Annotated in this window: 1 protein-coding gene and 1 pseudogene; one reads left to right on the top strand and one right to left on the bottom strand. The window is 59.8% G+C overall.

The window, feature by feature from the left end; all coding sequences use genetic code 11:
• Positions 1-138: 138 nt before the first annotated feature.
• A pseudogene (locus tag ACFQDM_RS15685) lies at positions 139-1022 on the top strand (transposase); the annotation flags it as partial.
• A gap of 216 nt (positions 1023-1238) precedes the next feature.
• Here ACFQDM_RS15685 and ACFQDM_RS15680 read toward each other — a convergent pair.
• Complete coding sequence (locus ACFQDM_RS15680; RefSeq protein ID WP_377380640.1) at positions 1239-2519, bottom strand: IS110 family transposase; 1281 nt, start codon at positions 2517-2519, stop codon at positions 1239-1241.
• Between the last annotated feature and the right edge of the window lie 138 nt (positions 2520-2657).

The raw sequence follows: 2657 nt of genomic DNA, 5'->3' as shown, positions 1-2657 counted from the left end.
AGCAGCTCACTTACGGCACACATTCCATGCGACGGACCAAGGTCGCGCAGATCTACAAGAAGACCGGGAACTGACCTGCCCCCCGGAACGTCCCTCGGTTTAATTTAGAGTTTGCTTCATCACGAAGGAGCAGACGACATGAGGAAAAGCCGCTTCACCGAGGCGCAGATCATTGGGATGATCAAGGAGCAGGAAGCCGGAATGGCGACGGCGGATGTCTGTCGTCGGCATGGTCTCAGCCCGGCGACGTTCTACAAGCTCAAGGCCAAGTATGGCGGCATGGACGTGTCCGATGCCCAAAGGCTGAAGGCGCTCGAGGACGAGAACGGCAAGCTGAAGCGTCTGCTGGCAGATGCCATGCTCGACAACATCGTGCTGAAGGATCTTCTGGGATCGAAGCCATGGGACGCCACTGGTCCAAGGACCATGGCTGAGGCCTGACGACACCGAAAGCGCGGCGGGACGCAGTGCTCAAAGCGATGCGGGATCACGTCATCTCGCAACGCCGGGCCTGCGTCCTGGTCGGTGTCGATCCGAAGACGGTGCGTCGCGAGCGGCCGCCCGACAATCCGGAGATCCGCAAGGCCATGCAGGAGGTCGCGGCTGTGCGTCGCCGGTTCGGCTATCGGCGGATCGGACTACTGCTGGAGCGCAGGGGCATGCTGATGAACCCGAAGAAGCTGTATCGACTCTACCGCGAAGAGGGGCTGTCGGTCCGGCGCAGGCGCGGCCGCAAGCGCGCCCGTGGCACACGCATGCCGATGCCCCTGGCCCTCATGCCCGACCAGCGCTGGTCATTGGATCCTCGCCATGGTCACTCGGACCAGTGGCGTTCCCATGGCTCGATGGCGGACACGTTCGGGGCGTCGCGCAGGTTCCGCATCCTGGCGGTGATCGACGACTGCTGCCGCGAGAACCTGTGTCTGGTTGCCGACACCAGCATCTCGGGCGCGAGGGTGGCCCGCGAGTTGGACGCACTGGTGCGGATCTATGGCAAGCCGGCTTGCATCGTCAGTGACAACGTCCTAGCTCGGGAACAAATCGCCGTTTAGGGCATCAGATCACGGGGCATCCGAGCGACCGGATGCCCTTAAGATGTTTGCCCAAGCGGGCTCCGCCGTCAAGAAGTGGTCTCTTCCATAGCAAATACAGGGTCGGTCTGGTTGCCGCCCTCACCGTCCTTAAGACGAGATCCTAAATCCCAAGCGGAAGGCCCGAACATTATCTACGAGGTCGCGTCATGCGCCTCCACGGCCCTTTGAGAGAGAGGTCCTTCCGCTTGGGCTCGTCCCTTCGAAGAAGGGACGATAGGGTTCGCCGGATTTGATCACGGCGTGAATAGTGCGTGCCATCTTTGCAGCGATGGCGGTGTAGGCCTTGCGGCGTAGATCTGGGTTGTGGCGATCCTGCGCAATGTAACGCTCGAATTTGTCCCGGAAGCTATTCGCTTTCTTCAGAACCGCGGTCTGCCCTGCGAGCCACAAAGTGCGGCGCAGGCGGGCATTGCCATACTTGGATATCTTGCTTCGACCGCGAAACATGCCGGACTGGACGGTAGCAAGATCCATACCGCAGAACTTCAGGAACTGGCGGTGATGGTGGAACCGCCGCAGATCGCCGGTCTCGGCCAGAATGGTCAGCGCATTGATGGGTCCGATCCCCGGAATGGTGCGAAGCAGCTGATAATCCGGTCGGTCGCCCAGCAGTTCGACGGCGCGATCTTCGATTGCATTGCGCTGCCGGATTAGGCTCCTTCCCTCGGCCAGCATCATGCGGAACATACGAAGGGCGTCAGAATCTGGCGCGACGGGCAATCCTGCCGACACCTTTGCTGTCTCGTAAATATCTGACAACAGGAGAGACTTCTCGACCTTGCGCCCAACCACTTCCCAAGCAGTCTGAATGAACTCCTCCTTGGTCATGGCGCTGATCATGTGCGGAGAAGGGAACATCTCGAGGAACGCCAGAAACCAATCCGTCCGCGAACTGCGGTGGAAACGGTCGGCTTCCGGAAAGTAGAGCGGCAGGTAGTGGGTCAGGATGCGGTGCCAAAGCTCAGTCTTGGACCGCGACACCGCATCATGGGTCTTGGACAATTCCTGAATATCGTTCGTGCCGGCCACCATCGGGTCCTGGAAGATCTGCACCGCCCCGATCTGCAGCATGTGCAAGATAACTTGGGCATCCTTCGGATCATTTTTGTCCCAACTGTTGTGCAGCGCCTCCCGCGTCCGGGCCAAAGCGACCGAAGACACCAGCTTCAGGTCGAACCCGGCGACACCCAGATGATACATCAGCACCCGATGATAGTTGCCAGTTGCTTCAAAGCCGATCCGGACAGGCAGGCCGTATTCTCGCAAGATCGCGATGAGCCGCATGAAATCATCCGTGCTGTTGGTGATCGTCAGGCGCCTGCGACGCGTCTTGCCCGGGACAGCAATCAACACCTCGTGCCGGTGTTTGGAAATGTCGATGCCTACCAGAACAAGGGCATCCGAAGTATGCTCAATCTTGGCCATAGCCGGTCTCCTCTGTGGTGTGGTTAGCAAAGCCACCATAGAGACCCGAGACCCGGTTATGGCCGCCTGCTGCGCAATTTTGTAGGCTGCGCAGGCGGCCATAACCTTCAACGGTGGGTCATTCCCAACATGCTATGG

The organism is Ponticaulis profundi (genome assembly GCF_042659465.1).
GTDB lineage: Bacteria > Pseudomonadota > Alphaproteobacteria > Caulobacterales > Hyphomonadaceae > Ponticaulis > Ponticaulis profundi.
This window is presented reverse-complemented; position numbering and strand designations above follow the sequence as displayed.